General features: G+C 38.5%; 19 protein-coding genes. All 19 read right to left on the reverse strand.

Annotated elements, in window-relative coordinates; translation table 11 throughout:
* Nucleotides 1–11: 11 nt before the first annotated feature.
* The 19 genes from wecB to AC6I5B_RS13425 all read right to left on the reverse strand — a co-directional run bounded on the left by wecB (nucleotide 12) and on the right by AC6I5B_RS13425 (nucleotide 22,959).
* Nucleotides 12–1,091, reverse strand: a complete 1,080-nt coding sequence (gene wecB, locus AC6I5B_RS13335) for a non-hydrolyzing UDP-N-acetylglucosamine 2-epimerase (protein ID WP_004611161.1) — start codon at nucleotides 1,089–1,091, stop codon at nucleotides 12–14.
* Nucleotides 1,092–1,102: 11 nt separating this feature from the next.
* A complete protein-coding gene (locus AC6I5B_RS13340; protein ID WP_004611162.1) occupies nucleotides 1,103–2,416 on the reverse strand; it encodes a nucleotide sugar dehydrogenase in 1,314 nt (437 codons plus the stop codon).
* A gap of 12 nt (nucleotides 2,417–2,428) precedes the next feature.
* Nucleotides 2,429–3,463 (reverse strand): glycosyltransferase, encoded by a 1,035-nt coding sequence (locus tag AC6I5B_RS13345; protein WP_083864332.1) that lies wholly within the window; start codon nucleotides 3,461–3,463, stop codon nucleotides 2,429–2,431.
* Between the two features lie 77 nt (nucleotides 3,464–3,540).
* Nucleotides 3,541–4,656: a glycosyltransferase gene (locus tag AC6I5B_RS13350; protein WP_004611164.1), complete on the reverse strand. Its 1,116-nt coding sequence runs from the start codon at nucleotides 4,654–4,656 to the stop codon at nucleotides 3,541–3,543.
* The gene (locus AC6I5B_RS13355) at nucleotides 4,653–5,900 is read right to left on the reverse strand and encodes a glycosyltransferase family 4 protein (protein ID WP_144167177.1); all 1,248 of its coding nucleotides are present in this window, start codon (nucleotides 5,898–5,900) and stop codon (nucleotides 4,653–4,655) included. The genes AC6I5B_RS13350 and AC6I5B_RS13355 overlap by 4 nt, the downstream gene beginning before the upstream one ends.
* 18 nt (nucleotides 5,901–5,918) lie before the next feature.
* Nucleotides 5,919–6,599: a sugar transferase gene (locus AC6I5B_RS13360; RefSeq protein ID WP_004611166.1), complete on the reverse strand. Its 681-nt coding sequence runs from the start codon at nucleotides 6,597–6,599 to the stop codon at nucleotides 5,919–5,921.
* Between the two features lie 14 nt (nucleotides 6,600–6,613).
* The gene (locus AC6I5B_RS13365) at nucleotides 6,614–7,807 is read right to left on the reverse strand and encodes a DegT/DnrJ/EryC1/StrS family aminotransferase (RefSeq protein ID WP_044986549.1); all 1,194 of its coding nucleotides are present in this window, start codon (nucleotides 7,805–7,807) and stop codon (nucleotides 6,614–6,616) included.
* Between the two features lie 11 nt (nucleotides 7,808–7,818).
* A complete protein-coding gene (locus AC6I5B_RS13370; protein WP_044986507.1) occupies nucleotides 7,819–9,759 on the reverse strand; it encodes a polysaccharide biosynthesis protein in 1,941 nt (646 codons plus the stop codon).
* 157 nt (nucleotides 9,760–9,916) lie between these two features.
* Complete coding sequence (locus AC6I5B_RS13375; RefSeq protein WP_004611169.1) at nucleotides 9,917–13,273, reverse strand: N-acetylmuramoyl-L-alanine amidase; 3,357 nt, start codon at nucleotides 13,271–13,273, stop codon at nucleotides 9,917–9,919.
* A 23-nt stretch (nucleotides 13,274–13,296) separates the two neighbouring features.
* On the reverse strand, nucleotides 13,297–13,821 hold the full coding sequence (locus AC6I5B_RS13380) for a GerMN domain-containing protein (protein WP_022251091.1): 525 nt from the start codon (nucleotides 13,819–13,821) through the stop codon (nucleotides 13,297–13,299).
* A gap of 231 nt (nucleotides 13,822–14,052) precedes the next feature.
* Nucleotides 14,053–14,970 carry a nucleotidyltransferase family protein gene (locus tag AC6I5B_RS13385; protein ID WP_004611172.1) on the reverse strand — a complete coding sequence of 306 codons (918 nt, stop codon included), beginning with the start codon at nucleotides 14,968–14,970 and terminating at the stop codon, nucleotides 14,053–14,055.
* A gap of 17 nt (nucleotides 14,971–14,987) precedes the next feature.
* Nucleotides 14,988–15,251: an HPr family phosphocarrier protein gene (locus tag AC6I5B_RS13390; RefSeq protein WP_022251092.1), complete on the reverse strand. Its 264-nt coding sequence runs from the start codon at nucleotides 15,249–15,251 to the stop codon at nucleotides 14,988–14,990.
* A gap of 19 nt (nucleotides 15,252–15,270) precedes the next feature.
* Complete coding sequence (locus AC6I5B_RS13395; RefSeq protein WP_004611174.1) at nucleotides 15,271–16,518, reverse strand: CdaR family protein; 1,248 nt, start codon at nucleotides 16,516–16,518, stop codon at nucleotides 15,271–15,273.
* A complete protein-coding gene (gene cdaA / locus AC6I5B_RS13400; protein ID WP_117787673.1) occupies nucleotides 16,496–17,377 on the reverse strand; it encodes a diadenylate cyclase CdaA in 882 nt (293 codons plus the stop codon). The genes AC6I5B_RS13395 and cdaA overlap by 23 nt, the downstream gene beginning before the upstream one ends.
* Before the next feature lie 33 nt (nucleotides 17,378–17,410).
* The gene (locus AC6I5B_RS13405) at nucleotides 17,411–18,469 is read right to left on the reverse strand and encodes a hypothetical protein (protein WP_004611176.1); all 1,059 of its coding nucleotides are present in this window, start codon (nucleotides 18,467–18,469) and stop codon (nucleotides 17,411–17,413) included.
* A complete protein-coding gene (locus AC6I5B_RS13410; RefSeq protein WP_004611177.1) occupies nucleotides 18,470–18,865 on the reverse strand; it encodes a hypothetical protein in 396 nt (131 codons plus the stop codon).
* Between the two features lie 57 nt (nucleotides 18,866–18,922).
* A complete protein-coding gene (locus AC6I5B_RS13415; RefSeq protein WP_004611178.1) occupies nucleotides 18,923–19,627 on the reverse strand; it encodes a ComF family protein in 705 nt (234 codons plus the stop codon).
* Nucleotides 19,628–19,664: 37 nt separating this feature from the next.
* A complete protein-coding gene (gene recD2, locus AC6I5B_RS13420; RefSeq protein ID WP_022251096.1) occupies nucleotides 19,665–21,875 on the reverse strand; it encodes an SF1B family DNA helicase RecD2 in 2,211 nt (736 codons plus the stop codon).
* Nucleotides 21,876–21,969: 94 nt separating this feature from the next.
* On the reverse strand, nucleotides 21,970–22,959 hold the full coding sequence (locus AC6I5B_RS13425) for a rod shape-determining protein (RefSeq protein ID WP_004611180.1): 990 nt from the start codon (nucleotides 22,957–22,959) through the stop codon (nucleotides 21,970–21,972).
* Between the last annotated feature and the right edge of the window lie 99 nt (nucleotides 22,960–23,058).

Here is a 23,058-nt window from a genome sequence, read left to right on the forward strand (position 1 = left end):
AATTCAGTTCACTATCTAATCAACTTACAAATTTTCTCAGCCGCATTGCCATTTCCATAGTATGCTTCCTTTTTATCATAATCAATTACAGTATTCATAACTTTATCCACAATATCTTTTGCGTCTGGTTTTGCCAAAATGTTGTGATTGCCAACTAATGTCTCCACCCATTCCGTCTGATCACGAACGGTTACGCATGGTGTCCCCAATATATATGTCTCTTTCTGAAGGCCTCCTGAATCTGTAACCGCTTTTTTCGCATTTTTCACAAAATATAACATATCCAAATATCCCATCGGCTCTACAAAAAGAGTATTTTTATAGCCATGTGTCTCTTTGACTTCACGAACCAGTCCTTTTGTCCTAGGATGAACTGGAAAAATAACAGGTGCATCTAACTGTTCAAAAGCATCTAATATCTCTTTTATTTTCTCAATCGAATCTGTATTTTCCGCTCGATGAATTGTTGACAAATACCATTCTTTGACAGGTGTAATTTCTCCAAATAGCCCTTCTAAATGTGCAAAATAATAATCTGCCGGTTTTTCATCCAACATTTTTGAATAATATAAAACCGCATCACACATAACATCACCGACATTGTGCACGCCCTCAGTCAAACCTTCTTTTCTCAAATTCTCAACAGCTACATTTGTAGGACATAACAGTAATGTAGAAATTCGGTCTGTCAAAATGCGGTTTTGCTCTTCCGGCATACGCATATTAAAAGAACGAAGTCCTGCCTCCACATGAATAATTGGTATATGAATTTTAGAAGCTGTAATAGCACCCGCAAGTGTTGAATTTGTATCGCCATATACTAATAAATAGTCCGGCTTTTCATTCAACAAGATTTCTTCAATCCCAACCATCATTTCCGCTGTTTGCTTCGCATGCGTTCCAGAACCGACACCAAGATTGATGTCTGGTTTTGGAATATGCAATTCCTCAAAAAACACATCTGACATATTATTATCATAGTGTTGTCCTGTATGAACTAAAATCTCTGTATGTTCTTTTCGTATTACTCTCGAGACTGCTGCCGCTTTTACGAATTGCGGTCTTGCCCCTACAATCGTAACTATTTTCATATTCTTTTCTCCTATAATACTTCAATATTTTCTCTGTTCTCAATATTTTTCATCACATTTTTTGTATCAAAAATAGCAACTGCATTCTTTTGAATCATATCATAGTCCACATTTGTATGTGCTGCTGTAATCATAACCAGATCATAAGAAGCAATTACTTCCGGAGTGATATCTTTCAATCCTTGGTATTTTTCTCCTTTATATTTGTATTCTGAAATCCATGGATCATAAAATTCGACATTAGCCATCTCACGTTTTAAAACTTCAATTACACGAAGTGCTGGACTTTCACGATAATCGTCTATGTCTTGTTTGTAAGCAACACCCACAACTAGAACTTTTGCTCCGTTCATCGCTTTCCCATGACGATTTAAAATTTTACTTGCACGTTCTACACAATATTCTGGCATTTGGTCATTGATCATCATAGAGTTCTCAATCATAGATGTATGGAATCCATACTCTCTTGCTTTCCATGACAAATAATATGGATCTAATGGGATACAGTGTCCACCAAGTCCTGGACCTGGATAAAATGCCTGGAATCCGTATGGTTTTGTCTTCGCAGCATCCACTACTTCCCACATGCTGATTCCCAGTTTATTACAAAGCATTGTCAATTCATTTACCAAACCGATATTGATGTTTCTGTATGTATTTTCTAAAATTTTCTCCATTTCAGCAATTGCTGGTGAAGATACTTCGTAAACATCGCCTTCCAGTACCGCTCTGTACATTGTTGCAATTACTTCTGTAGCATCTTTTCCAATTGCTCCTACTACTTTTGGTGTGTTCTTTGTTTTATAGATCAAATTACCTGGATCAACACGTTCTGGCGAGAATCCTAAATAAAAGTCCTCTCCACATTTTAATCCTGAACCTTCTTCTAAAATTGGTTTAATTAATTCTTCTGTTGTTCCCGGGTATGTTGTAGATTCTAACACAACCATTGTTCCTTTTGTTAAATATTTTGAAATTGCCTCTGTTGAAGATTTCACATAGCTGATATCTGGCTGTTGATGTGTATCCAATGGTGTTGGCACACAGATAGCAACAAAATCAACATCTTTTACAAAGCTAAAGTCTGTTGTTGCTGTAAGCATTTTACTCTCTACTAATTCTTTCAAATCACTATCAACAACATCACCAATATAGTTGTGTCCTTCATTTACTAATTTTACTTTTTCATCTTGTACATCAAAACCGATTGTTTTAAATCCTGCTTTCGCTTTTTCTACCGCAAGCGGTAATCCTACGTAACCTAATCCTACTACACCTACTGTAATTGATTTTTCCTCGATTTTTTTTAATAACTGCTGTTTCATTTTTATTTCCTCCTAATAGTTATTCTTACCACTTAAATCTTTTTCAACTTGATAAGCTCTTGCTTTCCAAGTGTTTTTCTCTAATGTATTACAAATATTATTTTCCATTTTTTCAAGAGTTTGTTTATTCTCGTTTATCTCTTTTAATAGATTTCTTAAATCTTCTTCACTATACGGAACTTCCCACCCAACTGCATTTTCTCGTACAAACTCTCCTGCCGCTGTATTTTCAGTTGCAATAACTGGTTTTTTATGACCTAAATATTCGAAAAGTTTAATTGGCATTGCAAAACTTCTATATTCTTCACTTTCAAAGAACAATGAACAAATATCCGTTTCTGCATAATATTTCTCCAACTCTTCCCCCGATTTATGAATAATTTCCACTCTATCATTCAAGTAACGGGAGTAACCTGCTTTATGTTCTTTCCACTCATTTTCTCTACAACAAACAACTAACTTCACAAATGGTAATTCCTTTACAACTTGAAACAATTTTGTCAAATTATATAGTCCACTAATTCCACCAACATAAAAAATATTCAGTTTTTGATTTACCTTTTTCTTACAGTGTTCCTCTTCATTCAAAGTTCTCGCCTCACAACCTGGCGGTAATTCCTTGCATATAATTGGAATATCAACATATTTCTTCATTCTTTTGGAAGGAAGATACAATATATCCACATACCTTTTGTATTTTTTCAAGTCATAATAAAACATTGGCAATGTAACCATTCTTTTCCCAAATGAAACTCCCTGCTTATATAGTGGAAATTTCCAATAGACATCTCGATAAAAAAGCCCAATCTTAATTCCATATTTTTTACAAAATTTAAAAAAACCAAAATCTAAAAATGGATACTTGGGAATATGATTTTTTTCTGTCAGCAATGTTGGTGTTGTTGAATTCTCAGCATATAAAAATTCGTATTTAACCCCATTTCTAATATTTCGTTTTATTTTTTCAATCTGTGATTTTCTTTCTTTTCCATATCCCATTACATAGTCGACATGGTAGCCTATCTCTTCAAATGCTTTTATCATCATTTGTGGTCTGACACTTGACCCCGACTTGCTAGTCTTATCTATATAATTGGGAATATGAAAAATACATCTTTTTTCTTTCACTCTTTTTTCACTCTCACTTCTTCATATAATTTTTCCATTGTATCAACATTCTTTTCCCAATCATACAATTCCTCTACTCGTTTTCTTCCAGCTTTTCCCATGCATTCTCTTTTTTTTCTATCTATAATCAATTCTTGTAATTTCAATGCAATCGCCTTTTCATTTCCTATTGGAACAATATAACCATTCTCGCCATCTGCAACAACCTCTTTAAAACCGTCTGTATCTGTCACTACAACCGGAAGGCTCATAGCCATCGCTTCTACCACAGCCACTCCAAAGCTTTCTTTAAAGCTTGTTGCACAAAAAACATCAAATTGGGATAGCACTTGAGGTACATCTTTGTTTGGGATCTGACCTTTTAAGTATATCACATTCTCTAATGAAAGTTCTTGAATTAGTTTTTCTAGTTCTTCTTTTTGTGGTCCATCTCCATAGATTTCCACCTGCAATTGTTTACAAATTTCTTCGTATCCGTCTTTTACCAAATTTTCACTTAAAATCTTTACTGCCTTTATTAGCTCTGCAATTCCATACAAAGGTTTCAACGTTTTTATTGTTCCTATCAAAATCTTATGATTTTTCTTTTCTTTTTCTTCCGTGCAACCTTTAAATTTCTCTAAGTCAACTCCAAATGGTGTAATCCCTATTTGTAATTTAGGCATTTTCAAAACGTCTCTAAGTTCGTTTGCCATACAATTGCTAGTAGATGCGATTTTCTTCGCATGAAGAACATTCTTTTTTAGAATACTTTTATTGACAAAACTTTTATTTGGAAAATCATATACGTCACTTCCCCATACCGACAATAATATTGGGCACAATTTGCTTTTTCTGGCCAATGTTCCATATCCACTTGCATAATGAACATTTATTATATCCGGCGAAATCTCTTTCTTCAGTTTTCGCAATTCTTTCGCATTCAAATAATATCCTACTCCACCCTTATATTTCAACTGGTGCTGATGTATATTTTTATTTATTTGATCCATCTTTGGCTCATGCCCTTTATTATATACCAAATAAACTTCATGTCCCCTACTCGCTAGTGCATTTATCCATTTGACAGTATGTATGCTGTTCGCAGCCGATAAAAAAAGTATCTTCATCATTTTTCTCCTACTACATTACTGAATATTTTTTCCAAACACGTTGTCAGATATTGATAATCATATTCTTTCTTCAGTTGCTTTGCATTCTCACGGACAACTCTTCTTTCTTCCTCAGTAATGTCTACCAACTCTTTGAGCCTTTTTGCATAATCTCTGCTAGATGCAAACTTTTCACTCTTTCCTAAATGATACTCATTTATCAAGTCATATTTCTGTGGGAAATTACAAACTATTGGATTCTCACTTGCAATATACTCAAAAAGTTTATTCCAACTACACCCATATTTCGTCAATCCGGTATTTTTCACATTGATAATATTTACATCTGCCTTACTCAATATATATGGTATATATTTTTTCTCAACCTTCCCTTTGAACACTACATTTAACTTTTCTTCGCAAGCAAATTTCTCCAGTTGCTCCTTCTCAGTCCCGTCACCATATATCAAAAATTTAATATCGTCTCTATGCTTCTCTTTTAGAATCTTTGCAGCTTTTATTAATTGTCCCAAGTTATTTGCAAGGCGGATCGAACCCACATAAACTATTTTTTTATCATTTGACTCTAAATCTTCATCACAAACATGATTGTTTCGTTTATTGTATTCAAACTCCTCTAAATCTACTCCATTGTTAATATGGTGTACTTTTCGTAAATCTATTGCTTTATCCCAGCCTTTATCTTTAATATACTCCTTGCCTCCTGGCATAGTAAAAATCAATCTGTCCGCCTTCTTATAAATCCACTTTTCCAACTGATAAAGTATCTGAATAATCGGATTTTTTCTGGACATGCCATTATACTCTACAATCGACTCCGGCCAAAGATCTCGGACTTCCACAACAACTGGAATTTTTTTCTTTCGACCAAACACCAACGCAAAAAATGCCACAAACAAATCCGGTGACGAAGTGTAGATTACATCGGGTTTTTCTTTTTTGAAAAAAAGCTTCATTGTTTTCCACATTTGAAACGGCAATTCAACCATATTCAGTATTCTTTGCAAACCATTCCCTCTGTAATCTCTGCTTTTCACAAACGTGTACTCAATTCCGTCCACTATCTCTTCTTTATAAAGCGATTTATCACGAATCATATTAATGTCCGTATTGTGTATCTTACTGGAAGTAAATATTTTTACTGTATGACCATTTTTCTGTAGATATTTCGAAAAATAATAATGTCTTACTAATCCTCCCATACTCGGTGGAATTGCATAATGATTAACAATCCATACATTCATGCGTGTCGTTCTCCTCTACTATTTTATCACTGCTATCACAGTGGCAAACATTGTTTTTATATCATCCCAAAAACTGAATTTTTCAATTGCTCTTAAATTATACTTCATCTTCTCCGGCAGCACCTGATGGATATATACCTCATCTGCATTCTCTGCCGACTCAAGCAATCGTTCCTCATCTTTATACTCTATACTTGCTCTTGAGGTTATTCCAGCCGGCATAAGCAGAGTTGCTTTCATCTCATCTGTATAATGTGCAACATATTTTTCTACTTCCGGTCTTGTCCCAACAAAAGACATCTCACCTTTTAACACATTAAAAAGCTGTGGCAACTCATCCAATCGACAACCTCTAAGCATCTTTCCCATACGAGTTACTCTGGAATCTCCCTTTGTTGTTACCTGTGTTCCGATCTTATCCGCATTATTTACCATTGTGCGGAATTTAAAGATACGAAACGGTTTTCCATATGTTGTCACTCTTACCTGACGAAACATCACCGGTCCCGGTGAATCTATTTTGATCAAAATACTCAGAAAAAGTAATATCGGTGAAAGAATTACGACAAGCAGACTCGCAACTATGATATCAAAAATTCGTTTTGCCAGCAAACTTCCCTTATGGCATTGCAGTATTTCATAATATTTTTTTACTTGTTCCACTTGCATTTCTTTCGGAAGGTCATTCCATTTTCTCATGATCTACTTAATTCCTATTCTATACATTCTTTAAAATTTTGAATTACATAATCCACTTCTTCATCAGTCAATTTCGTATGAAGCGGCAAGGTAATTGCATTTTCAAACAAATCGCACGCATTCGGATAATCTGCCTTATCAAATCCCAGACTCTTATATGCTGTCAACATTGGCAACGGCTTATAATGTACATTCGTAGCGATTCCACACTCTGCCATCTTTATAATAATGTCATTGCACTCCTGTCTTGTCTTTCCGTTCACTCGTACCAAATACAGATGTCCGCTTGAAACAAAATTTTCTCCATAATGCTGCAGCACAGTAATCGGAAGATCTTTTAAGCCCTCATTATATTTTTCAATAAGCGCCTTTCTTCTCTCCAAAATTCCCGGATATCTTTTCAACTGCACAAGTCCTAATGAAGCCATAATATCCGTCATGTTGCATTTAAAATAAGGCGCCACAATATCATATTCCCACGCGCCAAGCTGTGTTTTTGCCAACGCATCTTTAGACTGACCATGCAGTGATAACAGCATAAACTGTTTATACAGCGCATCATTATCCACACCGCCTATATCTCTCCACACTAAGGCTCCACCTTCCGCTGTCGTAAGGTTCTTCACGGCATGAAAAGAAAAGCTTGTAAAATCAGCAATTTCTCCGCAATGTTTTCCATCACGCATTGCGCCAAACGCATGTGCTGCATCTGCAACTACTGCAATACGTCCTAATTTTCCCTGCAGTTCGCTGCTCGCCTGAAACAAACTCTTCTTTCTCTCTATAATCTCATATATTTTTTCGTAATCGCAGATTACTCCGGCTATGTCGACCGGAATAATTGCTTTTGTTTTTTCTGTAATAGCTTCTTCTAACGCCTCATAATCCATCTCATACGAATCTTTCTGCGTATCTACCAAAACTAATTTTGCTCCCACATGACAGACAACACTAGCAGATGCAGTGTAGGTGTAGGCGCTTGTAATTACCTCATCTCCTGGTCCTATCCCCAGAACACGCAATGCCATCTCTGCACACGCTGTTGCAGAATTCAAGCACACCGCTTTGCTTGTATTGCAAAACTTTGCAATGTTCTGCTCAAACAACTTTGTTTTGGGACCGGTTGTAATCCATCCGCTTTTCAGTGTATCGACTACTTCTTCGATCTCTTCCTCCGTGATATCCGGCGGTGAAAATAATATATTCATTTTACTCATAACTACTCCTCCATGACTGGTCCTTCATGACTCGCTCTTCCAAGCTTGCAAAATTCCTGATAGATTGCAGAATCACGTTCTTTATCTTCTTCTCTGATATGATATGTCGGCACAATACCAGAAACAATTTCTTTTACATCAAACCGTTCATCAATTGCTGCCTGCTCTAACTTTCTCAATTCACTCAAGAAATGAACCTCGTCAAATTCCAATGGCTTTCCTATATATATTAATTCGTTTTCTGTTTTTTGTAAACCTTCTTCTTTTGTCAGAAGCTCTTCGTACAATTTTTCTCCTGGGCGAAGTCCTGTATATTTAATTTCCATGTCTACACCTAAAGTATAACCAGAAAGACGGATCAAATTCTTTGCAAGATCCGCAATCTTAACCGGCTCTCCCATATCCAGCACAAAGATTTCTCCACCTTTCGCATATGCCCCTGCCTGAAGCACAAGTGAAACAGCCTCTGGAATTGTCATAAAATAACGAATGATATCTGGATGAGTGACCGTCACCGGTCCGCCAGCTGCCATCTGCTTTTTAAACAGTGGAATTACACTTCCATTACTTCCAAGCACGTTTCCAAATCGAACCGCTACAAACTCTGTATTAGAATATCTACTAAATGTCTGAATAATCATCTCACACATTCTCTTAGATGCGCCCATGATATTTGTCGGATTTACAGCTTTATCTGTAGAAATTAAAACAAATTTCTTCACACCATACTTGTCCGCCGCACGTGCTGTCTTATACGTTCCAAATACATTGTTTTTAATCGCTTCATTTGGGCTGTCTTCCATAAGCGGTACATGCTTATGCGCTGCTGCATGATATACAATATCCGGCCGGTATAATTCCATAACACTCTCGATACGCTTTGTATTTCTTACAGAACCAATCAATGTCTCTAAATGCAGCATCGGATATTTCTTTTTCAATTCCTGTTGAATATCATATGCATTATTTTCATAGATATCAAATATAATCAAACATTTCGGATTATATTTTGCCACCTGTCGGCAAAGTTCGCTTCCGATAGAGCCACCGCCACCTGTAACAAGAACTGTTTTTCCTTTTACATATCCAAGAACACTGTCTAAATCAATATCAATTGCATCTCTTCCAAGCAGATCCTCAATCGAAACTTCACGAAGTTTTGAAACGCTGACTTCTTCTGTAATAAACTGATACATTCCCGGAAGCACTTTCAATTTACATTCTGTCTGATTGCAAATTCTCAAAATGTCTCTTGTGACTTTTGTCCCTGCTGAAGGAATTGCCAATACAATTTCGTCCACGTTATATTCCTTGGCTTTCTCAGTGATCGTATCTTTATTGCCCACAATCGGAACACCGTGTAGATATTTTCCTTTTTTTGATGGATTATCATCAATGACACATACAACCTTGCGGTTCAAATGTTTGCTGAATTTCAACTCATGAATAATCATGCTTCCAGCTTCTCCGGCTCCAATGACCATCGTATTTAAAATTCTTTCTTCCGGTCTGTTTAAACCGTGCATCACAATACGAAGCCCTCTATATGAAAATCTTGTGACAGTTGTTGTCATCAATAGCAAGAAGAAATAAAAGATATAGTAACTTCTCGGCACTTTCAATACTAAGAACTGCATTCCCAATGCCTGAAATGCGGTCGACAAAATACAGGCTCCAAAAATAAGCGTAAATTCATGCACACTCGCAAATGACCATACACTCTTATATAGTTTCATCAAGATAAAGATCACAATTGTTGTGATAATGTTAATCAGCATATAGCTCTTGATACTGTTAATATATTCCTGTGGTATCCAGCTATAGTGCAGCTCATGTCTGATAATCAAAGACAAATATGCATTCACAACAATGGTCAATACATCTACGATAAACAGCATAAACATTCTTGTTCTTGAGCTTCTCCAGTTTATTATATTTTTCATACTACTCCCTCTTTACAATTTTATTGCAAATTCTTACAATTTTTTTACATACTTTATTATAATATCAGATTTAGCTCTTTTATACAATATCTATCTTCTTAAGTTTTTCTATATGAAAACGGAGATGTAAAAATACATCTCCATTTTATCCTATATACTATAATTCTTTTATCAATCGAAGGATTTTATACCCATAATCTTCCGCTGTTGCCCAACCATATCCATTTGGGTTCTCTTTCTGCCCTAACCATTCTACATATTTTGCTGATCCTCGTTTTACCAAATGGAACCTTGGATCAACCTGTGTATTATTGAGTGGCTTTTCATTCGCATAGGCTTTTAAATGTTGTATCTGCGCCCTGACACCTTCTCTTACAGTTTTAAACGTTGCTCCTTGTGCACCGCCATCTAAAGCACCAATACCAGCGAAATTATACTGAGAAATCTGTACTGCTCCGCCAAATTTCAACCAGCCCGTTTCAACCATAGCTTGCATAAATGCGACTTCTACTTTGATACCTTCTGCCTTTGCTTCTTCTACATAGATTTGGCAAAACTTTTCTATCGTTGGTGCATCAGAATTTTTATAAAAAATTGGATAAACACCATTTTTTCTTTTAAAGTACATAGCCAGACTGTTTGCAGTTACAGCACTTGTACCTTCAATCAAATATCCTTCTTGTCTGACTCCATTTTTATCAAAATAGTACTCTTCTCCATCTATCGTCTGCCAGCCAGTTACTCTTACTCCATTACTATTTAAATAATAGTAAGTACTTCCAAACGACAGCCAACCGGTGTGCATATGACCATCCGGCATCATATAATAATAAGTACTTCCAAATGATAACCAACCGTTACTATATCTCGTTCCATCCGGCATAAAATAGTATTTCTTTCCGGCTATCGTCTGCCATCCTGTTACCCGCAACCCTTCATCATTCATATAATAATAGGTACTTCCAAATGATAACCAACCGGTATGCATATAGCCATCCGGCATCATATAATAATATCGACTCCCGAATGATAACCAGCCGGTGTGCATATGACCATCTGACATAAAGTAATATTTCTTTCCGGCTATCGTCTGCCAACCGGTTACATACTCTCCATTTTTATCAAAGTAATATTTCTTCCCATTTATTGTCTGCCAGCCACTCCTTTTTATATTATCTTTCCTTACTCCATTTTGGTCAAAATAATATTCTTTTCCGGCTATCGTCTGCCAGCCTGTTACTCTTATCCCCTCACTATTTAAATAATAGTAGGTACTTCCAAACGACAGCCAACCTGTATGCATATGACCATCCGGCATCATATAATAATAAGTACTTCCAAATGATAGCCATCCATTACTATATCTTGTTCCATCCGGCATAAAATAGTATTTCTTTCCGGCTATCGTCTGCCAGCCTGTTACACGCAACCCTTCATCATTCATATAATAATAGGTACTTCCAAATGATAACCAACCGGTATGCATATAGCCATCCGGCATCATATAATAATACCGACTCCCGAATGATAACCAGCCGGTGTGCATATGACCATCTGACATAAAGTAATATTTCTTTCCGGCTATCGTCTGCCAGCCTGTTACATACTCTCCATTTTTATCAAAGTAATATTTCTTCCCATTTATTGTCTGCCAGCCACTCTTTTTTATATTATCTTTCCTTACTCCATTTTGGTCAAAATAATATTCTTTTCCTTCTATTGTCTGCCAGCCCGTTACTCTTATCCCCTCACTATTCAAATAATAGTAGGTACTTCCAAACGACAGCCAACCAGTGTGCATATGGCCATCCGGCATCATATAATAATAGGTGCTTCCAAACGATAACCAACCATTGCTGTACCTCGTCCCATCTGGCATAAAATAATATCTTTGTCCATCTATCGTCTGCCAGCCCGTTACTCTTATCCCCTCACTATTCAAATAATAGTAGGTACTTCCAAACGATAGCCAACCGGTGTGCATATGGCCATCCGGCATCATATAATAATATCGACTCCCAAACGATAACCAGCCGGTGTGCATATGACCATCTGACATAAAGTAATATTTCTTTCCGGCTATTGTCTGCCATCCTGTTACCCGATATCCATTTCCATCGAAATAGTATGTTTCTCCTGAAATATTCATCCACTGGTTTACTACGTACTTCCCATTCGTTAGATATTTCCACTTATCTCCAACCTGAACCCACTGTCCTTTACTCAGTCCCAAGTACTTTGCGATTCCAGTTGCATCTGCAACACCGAGCTTCTTTAATCCTGCCTCAGTTTTCAAGAACTTGTTCACATCATTTGCATTGCTCAAGAAAGCATGTTCCACAATAATTCCCGGTATTCCAGCTTCTTTCGCACAGATTTGAACTGAATAATAATCTGAAATAGAACCATCTGGATATTTCTCATTGACAGTAGTATCTTTGCTGTAAATCGGTGTCGGACGTTTGTTTAAACCAACTGCTGTCAGTTCATTTAATATTTTCTCTGCAAGTTCTTTTCCCTGCGTTGACAATTGTGGTTTCCAACTACTATTCGGGATAATAATTTCTGCACCATTTGCGCTGGCAGCTCCTGAATTCAAATGAAGACTTACATATATTTTTGCTCCTGCCTCTGCTGCTGCCTGTACTCTTTTCTCAATACAAGCTCCCGAAGTTCCCGTTTTCGGATAAGGACACGCTGCAGTTGTTCTTGTCATATAAACTTTCACACCATTATATGTCTCTAATTCTGCCTTTGCATACTTCGCTATTTTTAAAGTCAATTCTTGTTCTGTCAGACCTGACCCACTTGTCCCGCCATGTCTGTTATCATGTCCAGGATCCAGCGCCACGACAATCTCACCCGCTTTTTCTGCGCTTCTTATTCCCGCCACTGCTCCCATCTCTTCTGAAACGGCAGTTAACGCTGATGCAATATTATCCTGTGCCTCAGTTTCTCCATTTTCGTCAATCGTTACTATCGATGTCTCCACTGCATCTTCCGGATCCAACGGCTGCAATTCTTCAATCCCATCGTATGCTTTGTTCACTCCAAATTCTGCTTCTACATTTAAGTCAGTTAATAAAAAACATTGTTCTTGCTGATTTTCCTCAAATCTGATGTCTGTTACCTTATATGTGCTCTGCTCACTTTCATCCACATATTCTTTCGAGAACACATACAGATATCCAGACTGATTACTGCATGTCCATTCTTCTGTTGAACCATCTTCTTTTTGCACAGTAATCCGCATATTGCTTATCTGTTCTGTTCCATCTCCCCAAGACACAACAATGTTTTGTGTGTTCGGTGATTCCAAATAGGGACTTTCTACCAAAATATAATTCAATCTGTTTTCTGCTTTTACTGTATTGGCCGCGTCTGTTTCAGCTACTTCTGTTTCTTCTACCGCCGAACTATTGTCCATTGCCAATGATGTGCTCATCTGAAAATCAGAAAACACCATCACTGCAAGCAGAATAATTGCCACAAACCTTTTTCTTATGCTTTTCATCTTTTTTTCCTCTTCACTCTCACCTAATCATAGCTGATATATCCTTCCAAAACGGCATGTCCTGTATCAAGCGGATTTCCGTTTTCTGTAATTTTAACTCCATCACAATCATACGCCTCTGAGTATGTCCTAACAACACATTCTAGTACCTGTTCCGAACCGGTCGTCCCCATTCCTCTTAGATAATCACCAAATGCTGTATTAACATCTAAATCAATCTTCTCTTCGGAATCATTCACAGAAACACTTTGAACCTCACAAGTTTCAGATAATACAGATGCTTCTTTTAATTTGGCAACAATTACTTCCTGTAACTCTCCTGCCACAGTCACCTCATCTCTAGTAATTTCTCCTGTTGTTTCGTCTATATAATAGACTCCTAATTTCTGCTCTATTTTATCTGTGCCATTCTCTAATTCCTCTTCTGCATCATCTTTTACGCTCTCATTTTTCTCTGGTTCCTTTTCCGGCTGACTTGTCTCCCCTTTGCTACAACCAGAAAAAGCCAACATCACAGCAAATAGTACCACTACTATTTTTCTTTTCACTTTTTCACCTCCTAATTAATTATATTCAGTTCCAATTTACTATATCTTCCTACATTTTTCAACAAAAAAGCATAATATTGTCTTTTTTCTTCTATCTATAGAATTCCTCTGTTTCTCTTTTTTGAATATTTGCCCGAAACGGCATCGACTTATTTTCATTCATCGGCAAGCTTAGCCAGAACTGCTAAACTTGCCGACAATCAGACTCGGGGACTCCCCGAAATGAATTTTCTAAAACAACTTTTCCGGATACACACCGCCATCTACAAGCGCACGCACAGAAGCGACCACCGCCGCTTTATCCTCTTTGTAAGTCACTCCAAACCACTTGTCGTGTGAACGCAATACTTTTACATCTGCGCTTCCATCCGCCAATAAATCTCCAACAATTGTAGGTAAAAGGTATTCTGCTTTTAAGCTATTTTCTTCAACCTTTGATAAAAATTCTCGAAATCCCTTCTCAAGTACTTCAAAAAACTCGGGATGTAATCCCCACATATTCATAGAAACAGGAGAATGTACATCAACTTCTACCATTCCATCTTCCGTGCGAACAGCAGCTCCTTTTTCCGTCTTTTCAATATTGGAAGTCTCAACAATATCTGTCAGCATATGATTTTCATCCACTTTACAGATTCCTCTTGTCACTCCGCCATTTTCACTCAAAGTATTTCCCAGGACAAATCCAACCATACTCACCTGAAGTTTATCATTTCTTTCCTGCTCCTGAATCAGATGATTATACGCCTCCACATAAGCTTCTTTTCCGTAATAATCATCTGCATTAATTACTAAAAACGGTTCACTCACAACATCTTTACAGCAAAGAATTGCCTGACCGGTTCCCCAAGGTTTTGCTCTGTCAGCATATTTTCCTTTAAATTCTTCTGGAATATCCGAAATCTCTTGATATGCATAAGCGACCTCTACAACTTTTTCAATCCTGTTTCCAATCACTTCTTTAAAATCTTTTTCTAAATCCTTGCGGATAACAAATACAACCTTATCAAACCCAGCTTCCATAGCGTCATAGATAGAATAATCCATAATGATCTCGCCATTTGGTCCTACTGGTTCCAACTGTTTAATTCCTCCGCCAAAACGACTTCCAATACCTGCTGCCATAATTACTAACGTTGCTTTTGCCATCTTCTTCCTCCTGTTCGCTATTCGCCAAGCCCTTCTTCTACGATTCTCGCCATCTCTTGCATAGCTTTTTCTTCATCTTCACCTTCACAAATTAACTCAATCACATCACCTTTTTTTATACAAGCACCCAATACGCTCAACACACTCTTGGCATTGGCAGTTGTATTCTTGGAAAGAAATGTAATTTTACTTTGGAACTGCATTGCAGTCTTGCAAAACAGCCCGGCAGGTCTCAAATGAAGACCTGTTGGATTATTGATTGTCAATTTTCTTCGTACCATTCTCTTAGCTCCTCTCATTTTATTTTTTTGTCAAAATAACCTGTATCGTGGCGCCTCCGACAAAACTGCATCCTTCCGGAAGACTCGCTATTGTAACCGGAACATCATAGGTTCCTTCTTCACTGTAACTTTTCAAATCAATAGATGCCGCAATCTTCTCTGCAGACATATTTTCTAATGCTTCATCAAGTCCTTCAAACTGCAATTCTACATTTTGCTCCGGACCATATGAAAGTTCCATGCCTTCCGGCAAATTGTTTACCGCTATCGACCGTACCGGAATTGCAATATTTTTGATTCCTTCTTTTTCAACCAGAATATTTACCACTACGCTTCCCGCCGAACTGTCTGCCAAACTAATTCCGTCCGGAAGATAATCTGTAATATTCACCACAACCTTTGTCGTCTCTGTAAGATTTTCCTGTTTGAGCGCACTGCTTGCAACCTCTATGTCATCTATCTTTTCCACGTCTTCGCGATTTCCCATAATCGTAATACGCTGAGGTTCGATCTGAAGTCCTGACACTGCATACCCGCTTTCAGTTCCAATCTCTGATTGGTCAAACTTCAACTCCACTTCCTTTGTCTCCAGCAAATGCACTTTAATATTCACACCACTGCTGTCCACATCGCTGGATAGCAAGCTTTTATCTATAACATTGTCCGCTGAATCATAATAGATCAGTTCATCCGCCTTTAAGGTTGTATCTTCCGACAACCCCGACACATCTACTCTCGCAACCACTTTACTGATTCTTCCAAGTGATGACTTTGGACCACTGATATCAATGGACTGTGGTTCTGCTTCCAGCTCACCTATCACATAACCACTTTGCAAATCTCCTGTCGCAATCGCCGTAACCGGAAATGTCTTATTTTCGATATTTTCTTTCACAATCTGAATATTTCTCGGATTAGGTAATGCCTCCTTGTAATCTCCTTCAAAACCTTCTATGGTAATTCTTACCGGAACAGAACCTGATTGCTCTTCTTTTAAATCTGCAACCGCCTTAATATCCTCCGTCTTGATTTTTTCCATAATCGAACGTTCTGCCTTCACTGTAACTGCAATCTGCTTTACATCATCCGCAATTTTAAAGGTCTGCCCATGCTCTGTTACCACCTCCGGGTTTGCGACTGTGATCTCCGGATAAAACGTCTTTGTGACAATCGGTCTCGAAATATTCATCACAATAAGCCACAAAAGCGCTGAAAAAAGGAGTGCTATGAACTTTAGGACAAAATTATTTGTCAGTTTGTTTTTCATTCTTTCGCCTTCCTTTCCATATCATAGACCGTTTTTCTTCCAAAGATTTATTCTGTACATGGACAAGCTTCTCTCTTAAGAATTCCGGCTTCACATTCCGTGTAAGGTGTCCTCCCATTGCTATAGATACATATCCAGTCTCCTCTGAAACTGTAATCACAAGCGCATCGCTCACTTCACTCATTCCTACCGCTGCTCTATGTCTCGTTCCAAGCTCTTTGCTAAGTCCCATATTATCAGACAACGGCAGATAACATGTTGCCGAGACAATTCGATTACCTCTCACAATAACTGCTCCGTCATGAAGCGGTGTATTATGTTCGAAGATATTAATCAGCACCTGACTGGATACCAGACAGTCCAACTCAATACCTGTATTCTGATACTCTGTAAGCATAATCTCTTGCTCTACCACAATCAATGCTCCGGTCTTTACCTTTCCCATCTCATAACATGCCGTCACAAGTGCATCGATCGTCTTATCATCAAACCTTCCTGATTCTTTGCTTCGTTCAAACGGAACTACTGCAATCCAAAAATCTTTTTGCCCGAGACGCTCCAACGCTCTTCGCAGCTCCGGCTGAAACACGACAACTGCTGCTGTTGCCAGGACGCTGATGGAATTCGTTGCAATCCACAGAATTGTGTGCATCTTGAAGATAGCCGCGAGTAAAATAAAGACAAGCAGAACAATAATTCCCCGCAAAAGCATCCATGCTTTCGTATGTTTGATCCACACCATCAACTGATAAACCAAAAATGCAATAATAATAATCTCAACAACATCTGTCACCTGTATTTTCGGGAAATACAACTCTTTAAAATATATTTCAAAGAAATTCTGTAATTTCTGTCCCATTTTCTCACCTCCATCTCTTTCACATCTTTTTTACTAATGTTTTAATTCTTCTTCTAGTAATTCTTGAATCTCAAGTTCTTCTTGCAACGCTTTCGTAAGAAGCATCTCGTCGGTCTGGTTCTTCAGGATTTTTTCCTGCTTCAACTCATCCATCCGCGACGTCTCCTGACGTTCATTAATTCGTTTTACCGTTTTCTCAGGTGCAGTCACCGTCACTTTCGGGACTGCTTTTACATAATAAAAATACTCATCATCTTCAAATTGAAGATTCTCTGTTCTTGAATAGTCAACCGCAAATGCAAAAAACTCTAACACAAGCGCCAATAATATCGAAACAATTGTCCCAATAATAACCGCCACATACGGAACATCTACATGCATCGTGACTCTTCCGATCACCACTACGATCACATATACAAGTGCGCCTGAAACAATCGCAATCTTCCACGCATTATCAACTGATAATTTTCTCACACTATATACTACAAGTAAGCAGATCACAAATGCAATAATCGCAGTCCACATCTCCTTATTGTTAAATAACTGTTGCGCAAAAGCGGTGAGTTGGGCAAACATCTCTGAATCCCCTGCTCCTTTTATCGTTGTCTCATACGCTTTTACATATGTAACCATATAACACGCAATCGTTCCAAATGCAATCGGAACTGCACATAAAGGTCCTCCTGTCAATCCGTATACAATCGGTATCAGCATCGGTATCTTCAGTGTGAACGCAATCGGCATCAATAATAGAACAATCGCCTTATCCGGCGTAAATCGGAAATACAAAATAAACATGATTAAAAAAATCACTGCTGCCACCGCAGCCACACCCACGGACAACGCATAAAACTGTACAACTGTAAGTGCCACAGCCACTACCACTGTCGCTGTAATCGGCAAAAATGTACAAATCACTGCAAGACCAAGTGTGACCATCGGATTCGCTGAAATCTTCATAAACCCAATGTTACTGCTGATAAACATAAAAGTTGCCAACGCTAAAATAAACTGAACTCCTTTATCCACAATTTTAGAATATCTCGCATATAGTCTCAGTATAGTCTCTCTCACCTCAATCAAACGATCCATCTACATATTCTCCTTCTCGTAAAGCTTGTTTAACACTAACAGATTATGGCTATATTTTTTCACGCGAGTTCTGGCTTCACTATGCTTTTTCTGATAAAACCGCCCGCTCGCTATCCAATATGCGACTAACACAATCACATAGATTATCAAAATCACTGCTACTAAAATAATTGCTTTTACCAACGTCAGTTCTTCTAAAACCTGATCCATATATGCAATTCCAATCAGTCCGGCAACCATCGCATATCCGATTGTCGTCCAGATCATTGTCGCCAGCCTATGAAAGCTCACATAATCTTTCTTATAGTAAGAACTCACCTTAAAATCTTCTTTTCCTTCTTTTTGTTCGTAGGAAGCAAGCTGCACCATAAGTTTTACTCGTTCTTCATTCAACATAAACGTCACCTCTAAACTTGTTTTCCCCTCAAGACATTAGTTTCAGTATAGCATTATTCAGTATCCTTGTCCAATACTTATAGTCAAAAAACACACTTTTTGAACACCTCTGCTTTTCAATTCCTCTGCCACTGTATCAATTGTGCTTCCTGTCGTATAAATATCGTCAATGACCAACACCGTTTTGTAGTTCTTCCATTGACCTGTAACTGAAAATGCGTGCTTTAAATTTTGTTTTCGTTCCTTATCGTTCAGTTCTTTTTGCGGTCTCGTGTATCTGCTGCGTATTACAGATCTGCTGTCAACCGGAATTCCCATCATCTCTCCAAGATGCTTTGCTACAATCTCCGCCTGATTATATCCACGAAATCTCTTTTTCTTACGATGCAGCGGAATCGGAACAATCACCTCTATCTCCCACTCCCGTATCAGTCTGCCATAGATTCGAATCATCTCTTTCGCATAAAACTCTCCGTAAATACGTCTGTTTTTATATTTGAACTGATATATCGACATACTGACCGGCATCTTGTGTATCCAGATACTTCTTCCTTGATCATATGCATGCACATTTTTCTGACAGTCATAACAATATTCTTGTTCAGCATAGCGAACCGGTTTACCGCACTTTTTGCATCTCGGCTCCGTTATATAAACTACCTTTTCTGCACAATCCTTGCACAATTCCTTGTCGCTGACTTTTCCACAAAAGCAGCATGTTTTCGGATAAATTATCCCCAAAATCTTTTTCCAAATGTTCATTATTTTACGGACTCTTGACACATCTCCTGGTTATCGTCTAAAAATCCTGTATGCATTCCGCCAGACTTGTATATCTGTTCTGCTCATTTGCATTTCGAATCATCTCTTGAAATGTCACATCGCTTCCAACAAGTGTTACACATTTTTTAGCTCTCGTCACCGCCGTATAGATCAAATTTCGGTGATAAAGCTGCCGTGGTCCCTGCAGAAGCGGAATCACAACCGCAGGGTACTCACTTCCCTGCGATTTATGTATGGTGATAGCATATGCCAACTCCAACTCGTCTAATAACTGAAATGGATAATTTACTTTCTTTTTTTCCTCATATTCGACTTCTACCGTCTCCGTATAAGAATTAATTGATGTAATTCTTCCGATATCTCCATTGAATACGCCGATTCCTTTATCTACGACAAGACCGTATTTCGTTGCAATCTCCCATTCCAGCTGATAATTATTTTTTATCTGCATTACTTTGTCACCAACACGAAAAAGCTTATCTCCATATTCTTTTTCTTCTTTACTTTTATCGGGCGGATTCAGATACTGCTGCAAAATCGTATTCAGCCGTTCCACACCCAAAAGCCCTTTCCGCATCGGAGTTAAAACCTGTATATCAAACGGATCTGCCCCCACATATTTCGGTAATTTCTTTTGAATCAGCGCAATCACAACACTGATGATCGTGTTGGCATCCTGTCTTTTTAAAAAGAAAAAGTCTCTGCTCTTATTATCTAAAATGACCTCTTCACCCCGATTGATCTTATGAGCATTCACCACAATGTCACTTTGTTCTGCCTGACGGAAAATCTTTGTCAATGTAATAACAGGAAAACATTCTGATTTGATTAAATCTTTCAAAACACTTCCCGCCCCTACAGAAGGAAGCTGATCCTGGTCTCCCACAAGAATCAGTCTTGTCCCAACCATAACCGCATTGAGCAGCACATGCATTAACGGCAGATCCACCATCGACATCTCATCGATAATGATAACATCTGTCTCCAGCGGATTCTCTTGATTTCTCGCAAATTCCATACGATTATCGTCATTTCCTGGCGCGTATGCCAATTCAAGCATCCGGTGAATTGTCCTCGCCTCGCACCCGGTCGCCTCCGTCATACGTTTTGCAGCTCGCCCTGTCGGTGCCGCCAGAAAAATATCCATACCTTCGCTCTCAAAAAAATGAATCATCGCATTGATTGTTGTTGTCTTTCCGGTTCCAGGTCCTCCTGTCAGAACCAGCACTCCATTCCTCACAGCTTCTTTCACTGCCGTCCGCTGAAGTTCGTCCAATGAAAGTTCTGCATCTTCCTCAATTTGCCGGAGTCTCTTTTCAATCGCATCCTCCGCAATATCGTAAGAAACATTCAAATCGTGAAGCATCTTTGCCGTATTTAACTCTAAATAATAGTAGTGCGCCGGATACACCCGGATTCCATCTTCTTTCTCTTTTAGAACAACTTTCTTTTCCATCGCTAAGTCCATGAGATACTTCTGTATATCACAGATCTCGACTTCCAAAAGCTGCATCGTTCGCCTGAGCAGCTCTTCCTGTGGAAGATAGACATGTCCGTCTGTCACACTCTGCAGCAGCACATAAAAAATCCCACTTCGTATCCTGAAATCGGAATCTGTATGAATTCCTACTTTCGATGCAATCTCGTCTGCTGTTTTAAAACCAACGCCCTGAACATGGTCTGCAATCTGATACGGATTCTCCTCCATCACACGATAAACACTCTGACCATAATGCTCATAGATTTTGGCTGACAAAGCAAGCGATATCCCATATTTTTGAAGATAAATCATTGCTTTTCGCATATCCTTCTTCTCTTCCACCTGCTCTGAAATCTCACGTGCTTTCCGTTCACTGATTCCTTTTACTTCCGCAAGACGCTCTGGTTCTTCTTCAATAATACGAAATGTATCGTCTTTAAATTTGCGTACAATTCTCCCTGCAAGCGCAGCTCCAAGCCCCTTGATCGCACCAGATCCCAAATATCGTTCAATTGATATCAAATCCTCTGGCTCTTTCACTTCATGTGAAATCACTTGCAGCTGCATGCCATACACATTGTGATTCGTATATTCCCCGGACACTTCCAGCATCTCACCCTCACTAATATAGGGAAAAGTCCCGACACATGTAAGCTCTCCATCTTTATTTGTTAAATGAAACACCGTATAGCCATTCTCTTCATTTCGGAATACGATATGTTCTACATATCCCTTTATGACTTCCAAAACCCCATCCTCCATATTCTCCGAGCAAAATTATTTTGCCGCCAGACGACAAGAGCCGTCTCTTCAAGAGACAGCCCTCAATCACTCTACACACTTACGCTTCTTTTCTTCCACTCATAAATTCTACAAACTGACCGGTTCCAACCGCAACAACTTTCATCGGATCTTCGGCAGTCATCGTGTTGATTCCTGTCTTTTCCTCGATCAACTCTTCCAATCCACGAAGGAGAGCTCCTCCTCCGGTCAGAACAATTCCTCGATCCAAAATATCCGCTGATAATTCCGGTGGTGTTCTTTCCAATACCGCAATAACAGCTTCCACAATCTGACTTGTTGTCTCTTTCAAAGCTTCTTCTGTCTCTGAAGATGTCACTGTCACAGTCTTTGGAAGACCTGTCACAAGATTACGTCCACGCACTTCCATCGTCTCTTCTTCCACCAATGGATAAGTTGTCCCGATTTTAATCTTGATATCTTCCGCAGTACGCTCTCCGATCAATAGATTATGCTTTTTACGCATAAATCTTACAATTGCTTCGTCAAAATCATCGCCTGCAATTTTAATTGATGTATTTACTACTGTTCCTCCAAGTGAGATAACCGCAATATCTGCAGTTCCTCCACCGATATCTACAATCATGTTTCCACATGGCTTTGCAATATCAATTCCTGCTCCAATTGCCGCTGCAACCGGCTCTTCAATCAAATGTACCTCTCTTGCACCAGCTGCAAAAGTCGCTTCTTCCACTGCCTTCTTTTCTACTTCTGTAACACCGCTCGGCACACAAATACTGATACGCGGCTTCTTAAAAGTTCTCTTTCCTACCGCTTTCTGTACGAAGTACTTAATCATCTTTTCTGTCACTGTATAGTCTGAAATAACTCCCTGTCTAAGCGGTCTTACAGCTATAATATTTCCCGGTGTTCTTCCAAGCATCAGTCTCGCTTCTTCTCCAATCGCCTTGATCGCATTGGTATCTCTGTCAAAAGCGACTACGGAAGGTTCTTTCAATACAACACCTTTTCCTTTTACATATACGAGAACACTGGCGGTTCCTAAATCAATTCCGATATCAACTGACATCTGATTTCTCCTTTCACTGCACTTATCTATTCTATCATCTTTCGTTATTATACATATACCTTACCTATTATAATAAAAATTCCAATAAATGCAAAGAGT

Source organism: Faecalimonas nexilis, assembly GCF_059731825.1.

Excerpts from the sequence above, each read along its gene's own strand:
- wecB (WP_004611161.1), bottom strand. The coding sequence starts at position 1,091 with ATGAAAATAGTTACGATTGTAGGGGCAAGACCGCAATTCGTAAAAGCG.
- AC6I5B_RS13340 (WP_004611162.1), bottom strand. The coding sequence starts at position 2,416 with ATGAAACAGCAGTTATTAAAAAAAATCGAGGAAAAATCAATTACAGTA.
- AC6I5B_RS13345 (WP_083864332.1), bottom strand. The coding sequence starts at position 3,463 with ATGATGATAAAAGCATTTGAAGAGATAGGCTACCATGTCGACTATGTA.
- AC6I5B_RS13350 (WP_004611164.1), bottom strand. The coding sequence starts at position 4,656 with ATGATGAAGATACTTTTTTTATCGGCTGCGAACAGCATACATACTGTC.
- AC6I5B_RS13355 (WP_144167177.1), bottom strand. The coding sequence starts at position 5,900 with ATGAATGTATGGATTGTTAATCATTATGCAATTCCACCGAGTATGGGA.
- AC6I5B_RS13360 (WP_004611166.1), bottom strand. The coding sequence starts at position 6,599 with ATGAGAAAATGGAATGACCTTCCGAAAGAAATGCAAGTGGAACAAGTA.
- AC6I5B_RS13365 (WP_044986549.1), bottom strand. The coding sequence starts at position 7,807 with ATGAATATATTATTTTCACCGCCGGATATCACGGAGGAAGAGATCGAA.
- AC6I5B_RS13370 (WP_044986507.1), bottom strand. The coding sequence starts at position 9,759 with ATGAAAAATATAATAAACTGGAGAAGCTCAAGAACAAGAATGTTTATG.
- AC6I5B_RS13375 (WP_004611169.1), bottom strand. The coding sequence starts at position 13,273 with ATGAAAAGCATAAGAAAAAGGTTTGTGGCAATTATTCTGCTTGCAGTG.
- AC6I5B_RS13385 (WP_004611172.1), bottom strand. The coding sequence starts at position 14,970 with ATGGCAAAAGCAACGTTAGTAATTATGGCAGCAGGTATTGGAAGTCGT.
- AC6I5B_RS13390 (WP_022251092.1), bottom strand. The coding sequence starts at position 15,251 with ATGGTACGAAGAAAATTGACAATCAATAATCCAACAGGTCTTCATTTG.
- AC6I5B_RS13395 (WP_004611174.1), bottom strand. The coding sequence starts at position 16,518 with ATGAAAAACAAACTGACAAATAATTTTGTCCTAAAGTTCATAGCACTC.
- cdaA (WP_117787673.1), bottom strand. The coding sequence starts at position 17,377 with ATGGGACAGAAATTACAGAATTTCTTTGAAATATATTTTAAAGAGTTG.
- AC6I5B_RS13405 (WP_004611176.1), bottom strand. The coding sequence starts at position 18,469 with ATGGATCGTTTGATTGAGGTGAGAGAGACTATACTGAGACTATATGCG.
- AC6I5B_RS13410 (WP_004611177.1), bottom strand. The coding sequence starts at position 18,865 with ATGTTGAATGAAGAACGAGTAAAACTTATGGTGCAGCTTGCTTCCTAC.
- AC6I5B_RS13415 (WP_004611178.1), bottom strand. The coding sequence starts at position 19,627 with ATGAACATTTGGAAAAAGATTTTGGGGATAATTTATCCGAAAACATGC.
- AC6I5B_RS13425 (WP_004611180.1), bottom strand. The coding sequence starts at position 22,959 with ATGTCAGTTGATATCGGAATTGATTTAGGAACCGCCAGTGTTCTCGTA.